Source organism: Bosea sp. Tri-49, assembly GCF_003952665.1.
Classification (GTDB): Bacteria; Pseudomonadota; Alphaproteobacteria; order Rhizobiales; family Beijerinckiaceae; genus Allobosea.
Genome location: NZ_CP017946.1, coordinates 2,756,803 through 2,773,503, shown reverse-complemented (window position 1 = coordinate 2,773,503; position 16,701 = coordinate 2,756,803). Strand labels below are relative to the sequence as shown.

The following is a 16,701-nucleotide window of genomic DNA, read 5'->3' as shown; positions in this document are numbered from 1 at the left end:
TCAGCCCGCTCCCTCGAGCAGCCCCTTGCGCTTGGCGAGTTCGCCGCCGACGAAATCCATGAAGGCGCGCACGCGCGGAGCGTGCCGGATGTCGGGGTGGGTCAGAATCCAGAGACCTGTCGCGAAATCAGGATCTGGCGGCAGCAACCGCACCAGCCCTGGCCGCTGGTCGGCGATGAAGCAGGGCAGGGGGCCAATGCCGACTCCCTGCTCAACCGCTTCCGTCAGCCCAAGCACGGCCGAGGAGCGCAGTGCGATCCGCTCGGCCGGGACATGGTCGCGGACATAGCGGGCCGCCTTGACGTAACCGAGAGGGTCACCGAGCGCGACCCAGTCGCGCCGGAAGAACAGCTTCGGATCGGCCGTTTCCTCTTCTGTCGCTGGCGCGTCGGCGCGCGCATAGACGGCCCAATTAAGGTTGGCGAGGCGCCGGCCGACCAGCGTCTCGCCAGGCGAGTCGCTGGCGCGGATTGCGACGTCGGCATCGCGGCGCGAGAGATTGAGTGTCTGGCTCGCCATGACGACATCGAGCCGGATCAGCGGATGCGCCGCCCGGAACGCCGCGAAGATCGGCAGCAGCGTATGCAGATAGAGCGTATCGGTGGTCGTGACCCGCAATTCGCCGGAGGGGGCGAGGTCGCGTCCTGCGAGCCGGCGCCCGAAGGCCGTAACGTCATCGTCGATGCGCGAGGCGAGCGTCGTCATTTCCTCGCCGGCCGAGGTCGCGACATAGCCGGTCTTGCGCCTCTCGAAGAGGGCGTGGCCGAGCTGCTCCTCGATCTGTCCGAGCCGGCGGAACACGGTCGAATGATTGACGCCGAGCGCAGCCGCCGCCCCCGTTAGCCCGCGGGCATCGGCGATCGCCTTGATCAGGCGGAAGTCATCCCAGGCGAGCTTCGATATCGACAACGGGCATTCTCCGGCAAGTCCGCGCGCAGCATTGCCAGATCTTGCGGAAATGCAAGCAGGAGAGTGCGAGCCCGCCGGGCCTCAGCGCGGCGCGGCGGCGCGGCGCAGCCGGTCGTTGATCGCTTCGCCAAGGCCATGCATCGGGATCGAGGCGACCGCGATCGTCGCCGGACCGCGATCATCCAGCTGGCGCAAGGCGGCGAAAAGGTTGGCGGCCGCTTCGGTCAGATCGCCTGTCGGGCTGAGGTTGAAGGCGAGTGCGGGCAGTGGCCCGCTGTTCGGCTCCGCACCGAAGCCGAGCCAGGCCTCATCCGCGAGGGGTGCTTGCGCATCGAGCCTGACGGCGGCCCGCGGCGCATAATGGGAGGCAAGCAGCCCCGGAGCGAGCGGGGCAGCACCGCCTTCCGCGACGATGACGAGGGCTTGCCCGATCGCCGCTTCCAGCGCCGTGCGCGGCACGCCGCCCGGCCGCAGCAGGCGCGGGGCGCCGCCGAGGCAGGCGACGATGCTGGATTCGACCCCGACCGCAGTCGGCCCGGCATCGAGCACGGCATCGATGCGGCCATCGAGATCGACGAACACATGCTCGGCTTGCGTCGGGCTGACCCGTCCCGAGCGATTGGCTGAGGGAGCTGCGATCGGCTTACCGGCCGCCCGCAGCACGGCGCGTGCGACCGGATGCGACGGCACCCTGAGCGCGACGCTGTCGAGACCGGCGCGGGCAAGGCTGCAGATCGTGCAGGCGCTGGAGGCGGGCACGACCAAAGTGAGCGGCCCCGGCCAGAACGCCTTCGCCAGCGCCAGCGCCGGCGCATCGAACAGGCCCTGGCGTCGCGCGGCATCCACATCCGGCAGATGCGAAATCAAAGGATTGAAGCTCGGCCGCTCTTTGGCGGCGTAGATCGAGGCGACCGCGTGGTCGTCGCTGGCATCGGCGGCGAGCCCATAGACCGTCTCGGTCGGCAGCGCGACCAGCCTGCCGGCGCGCAGCAGTTCCGCGGCGGCGGCGATGCCGGCATCATCGGCGAAAAGGCGCTGGGTCTGGCGAGGGGCGGTCACGGGTGCTCTTGAAAGTTCATATGTAAACTATAACAATGCCGACGCGGCATGCGCGAACCCGCGCCGGCTTGCGCGTGGCGGCGGGCATAGTTCGTCGCTAACATCGCCGTCAAACGCAACGAGCAGAATGCCCGTCGGGAATGCGCGGGCGCCGAGGGAGGTAAGCGATGTCGTACCGTGCTCCGGTCGAGGATATCCTGGCGACGATGCGCCATGTCGCCGGGCTCGAGGCCCTGATCGCCGAGGGACTCGCTCCGGAACTCGCCGACGGCGTCACCGAGGCGGTGCTGGAGGAGGCAGCAAGGTTCGCCGGCGACGTGCTCGCTCCCCTGAACATCGTCGGCGATCGGCACGGCTCCAGGCTCAAGGATGGCATCGTCGTCACGCCGCCGGGCTGGAAGGAAGCCTATCACGCCTGGGCGCAAGGCGGCTGGAACGCGCTGCCGGGGCCCGAAGCCTATGGCGGCCAGGCCCTGCCGACGCTGGTGCAATCGGCCTGCACCGAGATGTGGAATTCGGCCGCCTTCGCCTTCGCGCTCGGCCCGCTGCTGACGGTCGGCGCGATCGAGGCGCTGCACGCGCACGGCTCCGACTATCTGAAGGAAACCTATCTCGCCAAGCTCGTCTCCGGCGAGTGGATGGGCACGATGAACCTGACCGAGCCGCAAGCCGGCTCGGACCTCAATGCGCTGCGCTCCAAGGCCGAACGCGTCGGTGACGGCACCTACCGCATCAGCGGCCAGAAGATCTTCATCACCTATGGCGATCACGAGATGACGGACAATATCGTCCATCTCGTCCTCGCCCGACTGCCCGACGCCCCTGCCGGCACGCGCGGCATCTCGCTCTTCCTCGTGCCAAAATACCTCGTCAACGCAGACGGCTCGCTCGGCCCGCGCAACGATGTCCGCTGCACTGGCGTCGAGCACAAGCTTGGCATCCACGCGTCGCCGACCTGCGCGATGAGCTATGGCGACGAGGGCGGTGCGATCGGCTGGCTGATCGGCGAGGAGAATCGCGGCCTCGCCTGCATGTTCACGATGATGAACAATGCCCGCCTCAATGTCGCGGTGCAGGGCGTCGCCATCGCCGAACGCGCCTATCAGCAGGCGCTCGCCTTCGCGCAGGAGCGCAAGCAGGGCACGGCGCTCGATGCGCCCAAGGGCGCTCCGATGAGCCCGATCATCGTCCATCCCGACATCCGCCGCATGCTGATGGAGATGCGCGCCAAGACGCAGGCGGCCCGCGCGCTCTCGCTGCTGCTCGCCTCCTTGCTCGACCGCTCGCATCGCGAGCCCGACGAGGCCAAGCGCAAGGCGGCGGCCGAGCGGGCGGCGATCATCACACCCATCGCCAAGGCCTACGCCACCGATATCGGCGTCGAGGTCGCTTCCACCGGTGTCCAGGTCCATGGCGGCATGGGCTATGTCGAGGAAACCGGCGCCGCCCAGCATCTGCGCGACGCCCGCATCGCGACGATCTATGAGGGCACCAACGGCATCCAGGCGATTGATCTCGTGCTGCGCAAGCTGCCGCTTTCCAATGGCGATGCGGTCAAGGCACTGATCGACGAAATGCGCGACGTCGTTGCACAGGTGCGCGAGGCCAACACGCCGGGCTTTGGCCACAGCGCGGCGCGGCTTGGCGCCGCCGTCGACTCGCTCGAGCGGGCGACACAGTGGATGCTGGCGACCATGGGCATCGACCAGGCGAGCGCGCTCGCCGGCGCCACGCCCTATCTCAAGCTCTTCGCGCTCGCCCAGGGTGGCACCGGCCTGGCGAAGAAGGCGCTGGCGATGCGCGGCGAGGATCAGGGAGCCGCGGCGCTCGCCACCGCCCGCTTCTATGCCGAGCACCATGTCGGTGAAGCCACCGCGCTGGAACTCGCGGTGACGGAGGGCGCCGGCGCCGTCGAGGATTCGGCTGCGGTCTTCGCGGCGTGACGCCGCTCGCCGCGCCAGAAGCGTCAGCCCTGCTTGCGCACGCGCATGTGCAGGAACAGCGGCGCGATATAGGTGTCGGCAAGATAGGGCACGGCCTTGGCCGTCTCAGCATCGACGCCCGGCTCGTGCATGTGCTCGAGCTGGAAGCCGGTGGCGATCAGCAGATTGACCCAGTCGCTGAGCGTGCGGTGGAAGCGCGGCACCCGGAACGGCTCGACCTTGGCCTTCTCCTCGGCTGGCGCCGCGCCGAAGCGCCAGCTCTCGATCTCGCCATCGCTGACGCGGAAATATTCGCGTACCTCGATGCCGAGCACATTGCCCGCCTCGTCGCGCATCACCTTGCGGCCCGGTGTCGCGAAGCAGGGATGCAGGATCGAGAACTGCAGGAAGCCGCCGGGTTTCAGGACGCGCATCGTTTCTGCCAGCACGCGGTCCTGGTGCGGCATGTCCATCAGCGACATGAACGCGGTGGCGAAATCGAAGCTGGCATTGGCGAAGGGCAGCGCCATGCCGTCGGCGGCGCGATAGTCGATCCCGAGCGGATTTGCCGTCTCCCTCTCCTGCGCATGGCGGATGAAAGTCGGGGCGATGTCGATCGCAGTGATGCGCCCGCCGGCCTCGGCGAGCTTACGCGTGTTCGAGCCCTCGCCGCAGCCGATGTCGAGGCCGTCCAGGCCGTCGATGTCGGGCAGGTTCGCGAAGAAGGCCGGGGTGTTCTGGGCGTCCCGGTAGAGGTCGTATCCGGCCCGGGCATGTCGGGTCCAGGTTTCGGCATTGGCCTCCCAGCAGGCCGCGACCTCACTCGCTTCCATGATCGTCCTCGCCGTTCGGGGGAGGGGGCTTCTATCGGAGCCGGAGGCGTTGCGCCAGCCGGATCGCGAGGCCTGTCGCCATGACGGGAGACGGCCTGCCAAAGCCGCTCGCCGGCAAGGTGTGCCTCGTTGCCGGCGCCTCGCGTGGCCTCGGGCGCGGCATTGCCCGGGCGCTCGGCCAGGCCGGCGCGAGCGTGATCGTCACCGGCCGCTCCAGCGAGGCCGGGCCGCGTACCGACCAACGCTCGGAAACCTTCGAGGACACCGCCCGCGAGGTCGAGGCGGCCGGCGGCCGCGGCGAGCCCTATCGCTGCGACCACACCAATGAGCGCGAGGTCGACCAACTCGTGGCCTGGTCGCTCCGCCGTTTCGGTCGGCTCGATTGCGTCGTCGACGCAGTCTGGGGCGGCAATGAGGGCTATGATGGCGAGCGCTATCCGGACGGTTCGGCCTTCGGTGCGCCGTTCTGGCGCCGCCCGGTGGCGCGGCTCGGCCAGAGCTTCGAGAGCGGCGTCTATGCGCAATTGCTGCTGGCCCGCGCCGTCGCTCCCGCCATGGTGCAGATGCGCCAGGGCCTGATCGTCACGGTGAGCTTCGACACCGCCAGCGGTTATCTCGGCGACGTCTTCTACGATCTCGCCAAGGCGGCGATGAACCGGCTGACGCTGGCGATGGCGCAGGAACTCCAGCCTTATGGTGTCACGGCGCTCGGTCTTTCGCCCGGCCATGTCCTGACCGAACGGGTGCGTGATGCCGGCATGGCAGCCGAGACCACCGAGACTCCGCTCTATACCGGCCGTGCGGTTGCGGCGCTGGCGGCCGATCCGGATGTTGCCCGCCATGCCGGCCAGGTGCTGCATGCCGCCGATCTGGCGCGCACCTACGGTTTCACCGATGCGGACGGCACGCAGCCGGATCGTTTCAGCTTGCAGAATTCATGAGGGAGGACACCATGTCGCTCAAGGGCAAGACGCTCTTCATCACCGGCGGGTCGCGCGGCATTGGGCTCGCCATCGCGATCAAGGCGGCGCGCGACGGCGCCAATGTCACGATCGCGGCCAAGACGGCCGAGCCGCATCCCAAGCTTGAGGGCACGATCTATACGGCTGCCGCCGAGATCGAGGCAGCCGGCGGCAAATGCCTGCCGCTGATGGTCGACGTCCGCGACGAGGCCAGCGTCGCGGAAGCGATCGCGAAGACGGCGCAGACCTTCGGCGGCATCGACATCGTCGTGAACAATGCCAGCGCGATCTCGCTGAGCAACACCCAGATGACCGATATGAAGCGCTACGATCTGATGCATCAGATCAACACGCGCGGCACCTTCATGGTCTCGAAATACGCCATTCCCCATCTGGAGAAGGCGGAGAACCCGCACATCCTGATGCTGTCGCCGCCGCTCGACATGAAGATGCGCTGGTTCGCCCCGCACCTAGCCTACACCATGGCGAAATACGGGATGAGCATGTGCGTGCTCGGCCTTGCCGGCGAGCTTGCGCCGAAGGGCATCGCCGTCAACGCGCTCTGGCCCCGCACCACGGTCGCGACCGCCGCGGTGAAGAATCTGCTCGGCGGCGACAAGATGGTGCAGGCGAGCCGCACGCCGGAGATGCTGGCCGATGCCGCCTACATGGTCTTCAACAAGCCCTCGCGCAGCTTCTCGGGCCAGTTCCTGATCGACGACAACTTCATGGCCGGCGAGGGCGTCACCGACTTCACGCCCTACCGCGTCGATCCGTCGGTGCCACTGATGCCGGATTTCTTCGTGCCCGTGGAGATCAAGCCGCCGCAGGGGGTGAAGGGCGGCGTCTGAGCCCGCCAGAGCATTTTCGAGCGAAGTGGATACCGGTTCGCGTCAAGAAAATGCGGCACATCAAAAAGACTGGAGAATTTGCGCGCTTCGGATAAGCGCGCAAATTCTCCAGGGACTCAGAACTCCTCCCAGCTGTGGTTGTCGCGCGCGCCGCCGCCCGCGACCTTGCGGGCGGGCGTCGGGGCGGTATGGGGCGCAGGCGCCTTCCGTGCCGGCGCGCGCGGAGCAGCGCGCGTTTCCGACATCGCGGCTGCTGCGAAGTTGCGCAGGCGCTCCGGCTCGCTGGTCGAGCGCGCATCGCTGGCGGAGATGCGGAAAGCCGCGACGAGCTGGTCCAGGCTATGGATCTGGTCAGCAAGTGAGGCCGCGGAGGCAGCGCTTTCCTCGGCGAGGGCGGCGTTCTGCTGAGTTATCTCGTCCATATGAGCGACGGTCTGGCTCATCTCGTCGATGCCATTGGCCTGTTCGCCCGCCGCTGCCGAAATCTCGACCACGGTCGCAGCGACCTGCCTGGAGGCCGAGACGATCTTGTCGAGAACCGTCCCCGCCGAGCGGACCAGCTTGACGCCTTCCTCGATCTCGATGGTCGAGGACTGGATCAGGGTCGTGATGTCCTTCGACGCTTCGGCCGAGCGCTGCGCCAGCGTCCGGACCTCCGAGGCGACCACGGCGAAGCCCTTGCCGGCGTCGCCGGCGCGGGCGGCTTCGACCGCGGCGTTCAGCGCCAGCAGATTGGTCTGGAAGGCGATGCCGTCGATGACCGAGGTGATGTCGGTGATCTTGCGCGAGGCCGCCTCGATCCGCTCCATCGCCTCGACGGCGTTCTGCACGATCGTGCCGCCCTGCTGCGCCACGTTCGTGGCCTCGTCGGAAGCCGATGCCGCAACCTTCGAGGAACCGGCACTCGCCTTGACGGACGCTGCGAGCTCCTCGGTCGTGGCTGCGGTCTCTTCCAGCGAGGCAGCCTGCTCCTCGGTCCGCTTGGCGAGATCGTCGGCGCCTGCCTTGATCTCACGGGCCGAGGCCGAGACCTGCGATGTCGTCGCCTGGATGCCGCCGATCGTCTCCGAGAGCCGCTCGACCGTCTCGTTGACCGAGTGCTTCAGCTCGGCGAAGCGGCCCTGATAGTCGGTCGCGATCCGGCGGGTCAGGTCGCCCTGCGAGACTGATGCCAGGATGTCGGCGAACTCCGTCGTGGCGCCGTCGACGACGGCGTTGATCTGGTTGATGCCGTTGACCAGCTGCTGCATCTGCGCGTCGGCATTCTCCAGTTGCAGCCGCGCGCTGAAATCGCCTGCCGCCGCTGCGGCGACGACTGTCCCGACATCATTGACGACGGCGATCATGGACTCTGTCCGCGCAGCACGGTCTGCCGCAGCGGCGCGTTCCTGCGCCTCCAATGCCTGGACGCGCAGCCCGTTCTCCTTGAACACAAGGACAGCGGCAGCCATCCCGCCGATCTCGTCATTGCGGCCGCTGTCGATGATCTCGGTCGAGAAATCGCCCTGCGCCAACTGCTTCATCGAGGCGGTCAACGAGGTGATCGGGCGCGTCACACGGCTCTGCACCAGCCAGAGCCCGACCAGCGCCAGCACGAGCGCGGCCGAGAGGACGAGGCCGTACATGACGAGCGAGCGCATTGCGGCGGCTGCCTTCGCATCGGCGGCATCCGATAGGACGTCGATAGCGCGGCTCGCCACTGCGCCGACGGTCTCGGAGGCGGCGACGATCTGGTCGCGCCATTGGTCGGGATTGATCGAAGGCTTGCGCCCGCCGGTCGCATTGGCGACCAGGTCGGCTCGCGTCGCCTTGAAGCTGCCGCCGAAATAGGTGTTTTCGGCAGTTACAAGCGCATCTTTCAGTGCCTGCGGCGTGCTCGCCTGGCCGATGAGCTGCTTCACCACGCCCCAGGCGAACTCCATGCGTGCATCGCTGACGATGACGGCATTGCTCTCCTTGGCGTCGAGCGGCCGGTCCTGGGCGACGGCGTTGTTGAGGACGATCGTCGACGATCCGCTGAACGAGCGCGCTGCCCAGGCCATCGAGCGGATGGAGGTGAGGTTAGCGAAGTTGGCGTCGAGGACGAGGATGCGTTCTTCGAGCGTAGCCGATGCGGTCTCGAGCGCCGTCAAGAATTTGCCGGTCTGGGCCATGCTGGCCCCGACCAGTTCCTTCTCCCGCGCTTCCACCGGGAGCTTCCAGTTGGCGTCGATCTTCGCCCGCAACGGCTTCAGCGCCGCGACATGGCCGTCGATCTCGTTCGAGACGGTCGTTGCGGTGCCGTAGCCGTTCTTCTGGACGATCGCCTGCGCCGTCGCGATCGCATCGTCCAGTCGCTTGCGCCGCGTCAGCACGTCCTCGATCATCCCGCCGTTCTTGTCGGTGGGCATCGTCATCGCGCTCGCGCCGTTGCCGCGTTCGTAGCGGAGATTCTGCAGCGCGGCGAAATAGGCCTTGTTCAGATCGGCGAGAACCGAAACCTCGACGGCCGTGTTGTAGCGCGTCCAGGCTTGCCAGAGCGATTGCGTCGAGAGCGTTACGATCGCCGCGCTGGCAAGACCGAGGACGGTCAGAAGCATGGTCTTGATGCTGAGGTTTTTCGCGGCGTTGAACATGGCAAACCCGGATGGAAGACTGATCCGTTAAGTGTCTCATCCTGCGATTTATTTTATGCTAACCACGCTGCCGCGCTTGGCGGCTGGCCAGGGCGAGGGATTCCCCGCTTCGGGGTTACCGTTGCCCCGGGCCCGTCATCGGTTTGACACTGCAGGACGTTTGGAGTTGGTGCAGTGCAAATCGCGCCGCGAGGCGCCTGATTCCGGATGACCGGCCATGCTCCTGATCCACGGCATTTGCCAGACGCACGGCGACAAGCTCGCGCATCGGACTCTCGCCGTCGAGGAGGAGATTCCACCCGGCTCAATCTGGATCGACCTGTTCAATCCGACGCCGGCCGAGGATGCCAAGGTCGAGCAGCATCTCGGCATCTCGATCCCGACCAAGGAGGAGATGCACGATCTCGAACCGTCCGAGACGATCTATGCCGAGGACGGCGCGCACTACATGACGCTGCGCGTCATCTGCCAGTCTGAAACGAACGTTCCCAGGCTCGCCGACGTCACCTTTATCCTGACCGAGAAGGCGCTGGTCACGGTGCGCTATGACGAGCCGGGCGCCTTCAACATCTTCCTCAACCGCGTCACCAAGCCGGGAGGTTGCGAACTCGAACCGGCTGGCGTGATCGAGGGCCTGATCGAGGCGATCGTCGATCGCGCCGCCGAAGTGCTGCGCGGCGTCGGCGACCGCATCGACCTGCGCTCGCGCCAGATCTTCGACGGCAACAGCGCCAGCGTCGAGCAGGGCCGGGTCTATCAGGCGGTCGTCCGCAAGATCGGCCAGTACGAGCACATCATCTCGAATGTGCGCGAGAGCATGGTCTCGGTCGAGCGCGTGCTGCTCTACCTCTCGGCCAACTTCAAGCGCACCAAGAAGGCGGCGAGCGGCTTCACACCGGAATGGCGCGCCGCGATCCGCGACGTCCAGGCGATCGAGGAGCACGCCACCTTCCTGTCGAACAAGCTGCAGTTCATGCTGAACGCGACGCTCGGCCTGGTCAGCATCGAGCAGAACAAGATCATCAAGCTGTTCTCGGTCGTCGCGGTGGTCTTCATGCCACCGACGCTCGTCGCCTCGATCTACGGCATGAACTTCGAGAAGATGCCCGAGTTGAAATGGGAACTCGGCTATCCGATGTCGCTCTTGATCATGGTGGTCGCGGCGATCCTGCCCTATCTATTCTTCCGCTGGAAGAAGTGGCTCTGACCCTGCCGGAGTGGCCTGCCTTCCGCTAGCCTAACCGGATGACGCTGCCACAGATTCTGTCCTGCTCCCTGGTTGCCGCGATGATGGCGGCCTTCGTCTGGGGCAAGCTGCGCTATGATGTCGTCGCGCTTCTGGCTCTCCTCGCCGGCGTCATGCTCGGCGTCGTCCCGGCCAAGGAGGCCTTCAAGGGCTTCTCCGACGACATCGTCATCATCGTCGCCAGCGCCCTGATCGTCAGCGCCGCGGTGGCGCGCTCCGGCCTCGTCGAGACTGCGCTTGCCCGCATCGCGCCCGCACTGCGCTCGACGCAGGCGCAGGTCGCGGTCCTCGTCTTCGTCGTCGCCGCGATGTCGGCGATCATCAAGAATATCGGCGCGCTCGCGATGATGCTGCCGATCGCCTACCAACTCGCCCGCAAGGACGGGAAGTCGCCCTCGGTCTTCCTGATGCCGATGGCCTTCGCCTCCCTGCTCGGCGGCATCGTCACGCTGGTCGGCACCTCGCCCAATGTCATCGTCGCGCGCGTCAGGCAGGAGCTCGGTGGCGAGCCCTTCGCCATGTTCGACTTCACGCCGGTCGGCATCGGCATCGCGGTCATCGGCTGCGCTTTCCTGAGCGTCGCCTACCGGTTGCTGCCGAAGGATCGCCAGGGTTCGCGCTCGCTCGACCAGGCTGTAGACATCAAGGATTACGTCACCGAGGCGCGCCTGCCCGAGAAGGGGCCGCTCACCGGCAAGACGGTCGCCGATCTCAGAAGGCCGGGCGATGGCGAGGTCGAGGTCGTCGCGATCCTGCGCGATGGCGAACGCCGCCGGGCGCCGCTGCCCGACGCCAGCCTGCGCGCCGGCGACATCCTGCTGCTGCGCGGCGAACCCAAGGCGCTGGAGCGCGTCATTGCGGCAGGCGAACTCGAGCTCGCTGGCCAGCACCGCTCGACCCAGCGCGAGGGCTCGCTCGATCCAGCTCGCACCGGTGAGGCGATCGTGACGCAGGGCTCGCTGCTCGAAGGTGTCAGCGCCGCTGAGATCGATTTGCATGCCCGCTTCCACATCAACCTGCTCGGGATCAGCCGCGCCGGCGAGCGCTTCACCGAGCGCCTGCGCGATATCCGCCTGCGCGCTGGCGACGTCGTGCTGCTGCAGGGCAACGAGGACCTGCTGCCCGAGCGTCTGCGCGAGCTCGGCCTGCTGCCGCTCGCTGCCCGTAGCTTGGCGCTGGGTAGCACGCGCCGCCGCTTCGTCACCGGAACGATCGTCGCCGCGACGGTCATCGTGGTCGCGCTCGGGCTGCTGCCGGTGGCGATCGCCTTCTTTGCCGCCGCGGTGCTCCTGCTGGTGACGCGCGCCCTGACGCTGCGCGACGCCTACGACTCTGTCGAGGCGCCGATCCTGATCATGCTGGCGGCGCTGATCCCGGTCAGCGACAGCCTGCGCGTCACCGGCGCGACCGACGTCTTCGCCGGGCTCCTGGCGCAGGTCGGTGCGGGCCTGCCGGGCTGGGGCGCTGTCGGGCTGATGCTCGTCGCCGCCATGGCCGTGACGCCCTTCCTCAACAATGCCGCGACCGTGCTGGTGATGGCGCCGATTGGCGCAGGCTTTGCCAAGACGCTCGGCTACAATCCCGACGCCTTCCTGATGGCGGTCGCAATCGGCGCCGCCTGCGACTTCCTCACGCCGATCGGACACCAGTGCAACACGCTGGTGATGGGGCCGGGCGGCTACCGCTTCGGCGACTATTCCAGGCTCGGCGCGCCATTGTCGCTGCTGGTGATCCTGCTCGCCGTGCCGCTGATCCTCTGGGTCTGGCCGCTGCGCTGACTTGGGCCGCTTGCATGCGGTTGACCTGCTTGAGAGAAGAAAATTCCTGTGGTGCCTTGCAGTGTAGAATATTTTCACTGTTGAGTTGGCTCAAAATGGCAGTCTTCAGCTTCCCGGAAGCTGCGACAGCGCCTATAAAACGGGCATAAATCTTCAGCCGCGCTGCGGCGATTGATGAGTTCCTGCCATGACCACAGTGACGTCCCGAGCCGGCGCGGCGACCGCCGGCACCAAGCCATTTTATGCCAGCTTCGGCTTCCAGGTTCTGGCGGCCATGGTGATCGGGCTCGTGCTCGGCTGGATCGCGCGCAATATCGGCCCCGATGCGGCCGGGCAGCCGAACGCCCTGACGACGACGCTGGCGACGACCGGCTCGATCTTCGTGCAATTGCTGCAGGCTCTGGTGCCGCCGCTGATCTTCACCGCGATCGTCGCCTCGATCAGCAATCTCCGCCAGCTCTCCAACGCGGCCGCTCTGGTCTGGCAGACGCTGCTCTGGTTTGCGCTCACCGCCTTCATCGCCGTGCTGATCGGCATCGCGCTCGGCTTGATCATCCAGCCGGGGATCAATTCGGGCGTGCTCGCGGCCAGCGCCAAAGCGCCCGGCTCGGTCGGCTCCTGGCTCGATTTCCTGAAGGGCCTCGTCCCTGCCAACGTGTTCGGCTTGCAGGCATCGACCCGGATCGACGGCGGTGCGGCGACCACAAGGCTCGGCTTCAACGTGCTGCAGCTGCTGGTCATCTCGATCGTCGTCGGCGTCGCGGCGCTGAAGGTCGGCGAACGCGCCAACAGCTTCCTCGCCTTCAACGAGTCGCTGCTGGCGATCGTCCGCAAGATCCTGTGGTGGGTGATCCGGCTGACGCCGATCGGCACCATCGGCCTGCTCGGCAATGCCGTGGCGCAATATGGCTGGCAGACCCTGCAGCAGCTCTCCTGGTACGCCTTCGCGATCTATCTCGGCCTCGCCATCGTGCTGCTGATCGTCTACCCGGCCTTGCTGATCCTGCACGGGCTCTCGCCGCTGCGCTTCTTCGCGGGCGCCTGGCCGGCGATCCAGCTCGCCTTCGTCTCGCGCTCCTCGGTCGGCACCTTGCCGGTGACCGAGGCCGTGACCGAGAAAAGCCTCGGCGTGCCGCGTGAGTATGCGGCCTTCGCGGTTCCGCTCGGGGCGACCACCAAGATGGATGGCTGCGCCGCGATCTACCCGGCGATCTCGGCGATCTTCGTCGCGCAGTTCTACGGTGTCCCGCTCGGCCTGCAGGAATATGTGCTGATCGCCTTCGTCTCGGTCATCGGTTCGGCGGCGACCGCCGGGCTCACCGGCGCGACGGTGATGTTGACGCTGACCTTGTCGACGCTTGGCCTGCCGCTCGCCGGCGTCGGCCTGTTGCTCGCAATCGACCCAATCCTCGACATGGGCCGCACCGCGGTGAACGTCGCCGGCCAAGCTCTGGTGCCGACCATCGTCGCCAAGCGGCAAGGCATGCTCGATCAGGCGCAGTACGACCGTGCCGGCGACATCGAGGCTATCGACGCCGGCGCGCAGACGGCTTGAGGCGTCAGCGCGGCGGAAGCTTCGAGAGCAGGGCCTCGCCGCGCGGCGACAGTCGGTAGCCGACATCGAGGCTCTCGGTCAGGCCGAGGGCTTTGAGTTTGCGCACATCCTGCTTGAATGGGAGCATCTCGCGCCCGAGTAGCTCAGCGAGTTCGGCGGCGCGCCGCCCGGGATGCGTCGCGATTAGCTCTAGCGTGGCGTGTGTCCAAACCTTGCGCGCATCAAGCCGGGCAAGGCGCTGAACCAGCTGCTCCGCGTCGGCGTCCGTCAGGTCATCGGCTTCACGCAAGGCTCCGCGCGGATCGGGGCCCGCGAGACGAATGCGGATGCGATAGAGCTCGCCGTCGCGGCCGGCCAACGCAGCGAGCGCGTCGTCGCGTGAGCCAAAGCCAGCGGCCTTTGCTACGGCGTCATCGATCTCAGCCTCGGAAATCGGCTCGATCGCGTCGACGGCGAGCTGACCTATCGCGGTCAGCAAGGTGCCGCCGCTCCTGACGCTCGGCCGGCGCCACCGACGCAGCACCTGCGTGATGCTGCCCTCGGCGATGCCCTGGAGCGCGCGCCGGTCGAGCAGCACGGCGTCAGGCCATCACCTTCGTCATCACGTCCTTCAGCCCGCCATCGCGCTCGAGCCAGCCGGGCACCGGCAGGTTCTTCGAGCGCAGGAACTCGGCGTTGAACAGCTTCGACTGGTAACGTGTGCCGTAGTCGCAGAGGATGGTCACGATGGTGTGGCCGGGGCCCATCTCCTTCGCCAGCCGGATCGCGCCGGCGACGTTGATGCCGGAGGAGCCACCGAGGCAGAGGCCTTCTTCCTCCAGCAGCTGGAAGCAGAGCGGGATCGCCTCCTCGTCCGGGATCTGGAAGGCGACGTCGATCGGGGCGCCCTCGATGTTCTTGGTGATCCGGCCCTGGCCGATGCCCTCGGTGATCGAGGAGCCCTCGGCCTTGAGCTCGCCGGTGGTGTAGTAGGCGTAGAGCGCCGCGCCCATCGGGTCGGCGAGGGCAATGCGGATCTTCGGGTTGTAGCCCTTCAGCGCGATCGCGACGCCGGCGAGCGTGCCGCCGGTGCCGACTGCGCAGGTGAAGCCGTCGACCTTGCCGTCCGTCTGCTGCCAGATCTCCGGGCCGGTCGTCTCGATATGGCCCTGGCGATTGGCGACATTGTCGAACTGGTTGGCCCAGATCGCGCCGTTCGCTTCAGTCTTCGCCAGCTCCTCGGCGAGGCGGCCGGAGACCTTCACGTAGTTGTTTGGGTTGACATAGCCGACGGCCGGGACCTCGACCAGGGTCGCGCCGGCGAGCCGCAGCATGTCCTTCTTTTCCTGGCTCTGCGTATCCGGGATGACGATCACGCTGCGATAGCCCAGCGCATTGCCGACCAGCGCCAGGCCGATGCCGGTATTGCCGGCCGTGCCCTCGACGATGACGCCGCCGGGGCGGAGCGCGCCGCTTTTTTCGGCGTGGCGGATGATGGCGAGCGCGGCGCGGTCCTTGACCGATTGGCCGGGGTTCATGAACTCGGCCTTGCCGAGGATCTCGCAGCCAGTTTCTTGCGAGGCGCGCTTCAGCTTGATCAGGGGGGTGTTGCCGATCGCTTCGACGACGCCGTTGCGGATAGTCATATTAGGCAACTCCAGCCATTTCCCTGCTTGCCGTCACCTGATAGGCCAAACCCGCAATCACGTCACGAGCCCAGCACCCTATGTCCGCCCTCGCCATGAATGAAACGCTCACGATCGCGCGGCTCGGCCAGCGCGGCGACGGCGTCGCCGAGACGGCGGAGGGGCAGGTCTTCGTGCCCTTCGCGCTGTCAGGAGAGAAAGCGCGGGTGGTGCGCGATGGCGATCGCGGGCAACTGGTCGAGATCCTCGCGCCCTCCGCCTCGCGCATCGCCGCGATCTGCCCGCTCTTCACCCGCTGCGGCGGCTGCGCCGCGCAGCATATGGGCGAGGGCCTCTATGCCGAATGGAAGCGCCAGCAGGTGGTGACGGCACTGTCCCGTGCCGGACTTGAAACCGAGGTCGCGGCACTGGTCGATGCCCATGGCGCCGGCCGCAGGCGCGTCACCTTTCATGCCCGCCGCGACGAGAACGGCATGCGCGTCGGCTTCATGGCGGCGAGGAGCCACGACCTGATCGAGGTCGAGGCCTGCCCGGTGCTGGCCCCCAGCCTTGCGCGGGCGCCGGTCGTGGCGCAACTCCTGGCCAATCGCCTGCGCGCTTCGAACAAGCCGCTCGACATCCAGCTCACCGCGTCGCAGGCCGGGCTTGACGTCGATATCCGCGGCCATGGCCCGGCCGGGGATAGCTTGCGCCGGGCGCTGACCGAGGTGGCCGAGCGGCTCGATCTCGCCCGCCTCGCCATGCATGGCGAGATCATCGTCGAGCGGCGCGCGCCTTTCCAGCTGATGGGCAAGGCCTCGGTGACACCGGCGCCCGGCGGCTTCCTGCAGGCCACCGCTGAGGGTGAGGCGGTCCTGTCGCGCCTCGCACTCGATGCGATCCCCAAGGCAAAACGCGTCGCCGATCTCTTCGCCGGCTGCGGCCCGTTCAGTGTCCGGCTCGCCGAAAAGGCGCAGGTTTCGGCCTTCGAGAGTGACAAGGCGGCGGTCCAGGCGCTGAGCCGGGCCGCCAACCATGCGCAGGGCCTGAAGCCGGTCGCAGCCGAGACGCGCGACCTCTTCCGCCGGCCCTTGCTGGAGCATGAGCTTAGCGCTTTCGACGCCGTCGTGCTCGATCCGCCGCGGGCCGGGGCAGAGGCTCAGGTCAGGCGGCTCGCCGCCTCCAAGGTGCCGCTGGTGGCCTATGTCTCCTGCGATGTCGGCAGCTTTGCCCGCGACGCGGCGCTTTTGGTCGCAGGCGGCTATGCGCTGGAGCGCGTGACACCGGTCGACCAGTTCCGCTATTCCGCCCACATCGAACTCGTCGGCGTTTTCCGCAAGGCTGCCGGCCGCAAGTGATCAAGTCTC

At 67.3% G+C, this 16,701-nt stretch carries 13 protein-coding genes; 7 read left to right on the top strand and 6 right to left on the bottom strand.

The annotated features are described in order from the left end of the window. Together BLM15_RS13605 and BLM15_RS13600 are read right to left on the bottom strand one after the other, a co-directional pair. Positions 1-909 carry a LysR family transcriptional regulator gene (locus BLM15_RS13605; RefSeq protein ID WP_335904830.1) on the bottom strand — a complete coding sequence of 303 codons (909 nt, stop codon included), beginning with the start codon at positions 907-909 and terminating at the stop codon, positions 1-3. An 81-nt stretch (positions 910-990) separates the two neighbouring features. Beyond that, positions 991-1,968, bottom strand: coding sequence for an L-threonylcarbamoyladenylate synthase (locus BLM15_RS13600; RefSeq protein WP_126113258.1), 978 nt, complete (start codon positions 1,966-1,968; stop codon positions 991-993). A gap of 167 nt (positions 1,969-2,135) precedes the next feature. On the opposite strand from BLM15_RS13600, the gene BLM15_RS13595 reads away from it, so the two are divergent. After that, positions 2,136-3,911, top strand: coding sequence for an acyl-CoA dehydrogenase (locus BLM15_RS13595; RefSeq protein WP_126113257.1), 1,776 nt, complete (start codon positions 2,136-2,138; stop codon positions 3,909-3,911). A gap of 23 nt (positions 3,912-3,934) precedes the next feature. Here BLM15_RS13595 and BLM15_RS13590 read toward each other — a convergent pair whose 3' ends face one another. After that, positions 3,935-4,723: a class I SAM-dependent methyltransferase gene (locus BLM15_RS13590; protein WP_126113256.1), complete on the bottom strand. Its 789-nt coding sequence runs from the start codon at positions 4,721-4,723 to the stop codon at positions 3,935-3,937. 80 nt (positions 4,724-4,803) lie between these two features. Here BLM15_RS13590 and BLM15_RS13585 point away from each other — a divergent pair, with 80 nt between their 5' ends. Both BLM15_RS13585 and BLM15_RS13580 read left to right on the top strand, forming a co-directional pair. Beyond that, complete coding sequence (locus tag BLM15_RS13585; RefSeq protein WP_206438637.1) at positions 4,804-5,664, top strand: SDR family NAD(P)-dependent oxidoreductase; 861 nt, start codon at positions 4,804-4,806, stop codon at positions 5,662-5,664. 11 nt (positions 5,665-5,675) lie between these two features. Then, positions 5,676-6,536 (top strand): SDR family oxidoreductase, encoded by an 861-nt coding sequence (locus tag BLM15_RS13580; protein ID WP_126113255.1) that lies wholly within the window; start codon positions 5,676-5,678, stop codon positions 6,534-6,536. A 116-nt stretch (positions 6,537-6,652) separates the two neighbouring features. Here BLM15_RS13580 and BLM15_RS31860 read toward each other — a convergent pair whose 3' ends face one another. Continuing rightward, a complete protein-coding gene (locus BLM15_RS31860; protein WP_236846658.1) occupies positions 6,653-9,115 on the bottom strand; it encodes a methyl-accepting chemotaxis protein in 2,463 nt (820 codons plus the stop codon). Positions 9,116-9,368: 253 nt separating this feature from the next. Between BLM15_RS31860 and BLM15_RS13570 the strand changes: the two genes are divergently transcribed. The 3 genes from BLM15_RS13570 (at position 9,369) to BLM15_RS13560 (ending at position 13,730) form a co-directional block, all read left to right on the top strand. After that, on the top strand, positions 9,369-10,358 hold the full coding sequence (locus BLM15_RS13570; RefSeq protein WP_126113253.1) for a magnesium transporter CorA family protein: 990 nt from the start codon (positions 9,369-9,371) through the stop codon (positions 10,356-10,358). A 38-nt stretch (positions 10,359-10,396) separates the two neighbouring features. Next, positions 10,397-12,175 (top strand): SLC13 family permease, encoded by a 1,779-nt coding sequence (locus BLM15_RS13565; RefSeq protein WP_126113252.1) that lies wholly within the window; start codon positions 10,397-10,399, stop codon positions 12,173-12,175. A 187-nt stretch (positions 12,176-12,362) separates the two neighbouring features. Further along, positions 12,363-13,730: a dicarboxylate/amino acid:cation symporter gene (locus BLM15_RS13560; protein WP_126113251.1), complete on the top strand. Its 1,368-nt coding sequence runs from the start codon at positions 12,363-12,365 to the stop codon at positions 13,728-13,730. 4 nt (positions 13,731-13,734) lie between these two features. On the opposite strand, the gene BLM15_RS13555 is transcribed toward BLM15_RS13560, so the two are convergent. Together BLM15_RS13555 and BLM15_RS13550 are read right to left on the bottom strand one after the other, a co-directional pair. Beyond that, positions 13,735-14,307, bottom strand: a complete 573-nt coding sequence (locus BLM15_RS13555) for a hypothetical protein (protein WP_126113250.1) — start codon at positions 14,305-14,307, stop codon at positions 13,735-13,737. Between the two features lie 4 nt (positions 14,308-14,311). Next, positions 14,312-15,355: a cysteine synthase A gene (locus BLM15_RS13550; RefSeq protein WP_126113249.1), complete on the bottom strand. Its 1,044-nt coding sequence runs from the start codon at positions 15,353-15,355 to the stop codon at positions 14,312-14,314. Between the two features lie 80 nt (positions 15,356-15,435). On the opposite strand from BLM15_RS13550, the gene BLM15_RS13545 reads away from it, so the two are divergent. Beyond that, a complete protein-coding gene (locus BLM15_RS13545) occupies positions 15,436-16,692 on the top strand; it encodes a class I SAM-dependent RNA methyltransferase (RefSeq protein ID WP_126113248.1) in 1,257 nt (418 codons plus the stop codon). Positions 16,693-16,701 lie beyond the last annotated feature (9 nt).